This is a genomic window from Polynucleobacter sp. 39-46-10, from assembly GCF_002282275.1.
The window spans coordinates 1-1,890 of the sequence record NZ_NCJB01000399.1 but is presented as its reverse complement, the minus strand read 5'-3'; the positions used below and the strand labels follow the sequence as shown (position 1 = coordinate 1,890).

Genomic DNA, 1,890 nt, shown 5'->3' with positions numbered 1-1,890 from the left:
TTACCCACAAAGATTCGGTAGCAGCAGCAGCTTGCCATAGAGTCATCTCGCCAATAATGACATAGGGAAAGATGCTATAGGCAATCCCAAAGAATGACAGCCAAAAGATAGCGACCACACTGGCAAATGGCAACCATTCACGGGTGCTGGTTTTCTTTTCAACAGCATCAATAAAACGATGGGCTAATAAAAACAGAATTACGGTTGCAATAGGCACTGGAGACAGCCAAAGAATCTGCGGCCAAGCAAACCATTTATGCATGATCTCAGGACTAAAGTAAGGTGTTGCCAGAGAAACCAGCGCAACCCCAAATGCCGTTAACCACAGACTGGTTTTAGCCCATATAAAAGCTCGCTTTTGCAGATTGCCTTCTGTTTTTAAAATAAGCCAGGTTGATCCGAGCAAGATGTAGCCAGCTGGTAAACAAATGGCGACCAAGATAGAAAATAGCCAACCCAAAATGCCTGATTCAAAACCTACAATCAGACGTCCAATCATGATGCCTTGGGAGATCGCCGCTAACAGACTGCCCACATAAAACAAAAAGTTCCACAAAGGCTTTTGTTCAATATTGACTTTGACCCTGAAGTCAAAAGAAACACCCCTCAAGATGAGGCCTAGCAACATCACAGCGACTGGTAAATAGAGCTCGGTCAAGATCAAGCCATGTGCCAATGGAAAGGCCACTAAGAGCAAGCCAACCCCCAACACAATCCAAGTCTCATTAGCATCCCAAAAGGGGCCAATGGATGCAATCATCATGTCCTTATCCTGATCAGATGCGCGATTCAATAACATCCCAATACCTAAGTCGTAGCCATCGAGCACAACATACGACAACATCGCAATACCCATAGCCACAAAGAAAAACAGTGGCAACCATATCGATGCTTGGGTGAGATCCATGGAGTTCATCTTTAAGCGCTCAGTGGAGATTTAACGGAAGCTGCCTTAACAGGGTGGACATCAATAGCACCCTTCTCATCCGCTTGACGCGCCAAATAAAACACTGCCCATATATAAGCGACAAGCAATCCAATATAGACGGTGATATACATCAGCAAGGTCGATAGGACCATATTCGATGGCAATGTGGTTACCGCCTGGGCCGTAGTCAATACCCCAGTCACCAAATAAGGTTGACGACCGATTTCTGTCACATACCAACCTGACAAAACAGCTAGCCATCCAGAGAAGGTCATCAGAACTAGGGCTCTAGCGGTCCACTGCGGCAAAGCGCGAGTGCCCCGCAGTTGCCAACGCGCAAACCAAGAAACTATGAGCATGAGCACTCCGACGCCTACCATGATTCGAAACGCAAAAAATACTGGAGCCACTGGTGGAATCTTGTCTCCAAAAGCATCTAAGCCTTTTACTTCGCCATTCCAACTGTGCGTTAAATACAGTGAAGCCAATTTGGGGATGCTCACTTCATAATCATTAGAGCGGGTTACCTGGTTAGGAACAGCGAAGATGACTGCAGGCACTCCGGAACCACTTTCCCAGATGCCCTCCATCGCCGCTAGCTTTGCGGGCTGATGCTCTAGGGTATTGATGCCATGCATATCGCCCAACATAATTTGCACGGGGATTAAAACCATCGCCACTGTAAGTGCCAGCTTCATCACCATGCTATTGGCAATTGATCGACTATTACGTAAATAACGATAGGCAGAGATGCCAGCTATAAGGAATGAGACCGTTAAGAATGATGCGAGCATCATATGCCCTAATCGATAAGGCATAGATGGATTAAAAATGATGGCTATCCAATCTGCTGCATGGGCTTTGCCATCAATCATGGTGAAACCTTGCGGAGTTTGCATCCAAGAATTCAAGGCAATAATCCAAAAGGCAGACAAGCTAGTTCCAAAGGCAACTAGAAAAGT

General features: G+C 46.1%; 2 protein-coding genes. Both read right to left on the bottom strand.

What is annotated here, in order from left to right; translation table 11 throughout:
• A partial coding sequence (locus tag B7X71_RS16100) for a cytochrome d ubiquinol oxidase subunit II (protein WP_293601474.1) occupies positions 1–907 on the bottom strand: 907 nt, incomplete at its 3' end.
• Positions 908–918: 11 nt separating this feature from the next.
• Positions 919–1,890 (bottom strand): cytochrome ubiquinol oxidase subunit I (locus B7X71_RS16095; protein WP_293601473.1); only part of this gene is annotated, 972 nt, incomplete at its 5' end.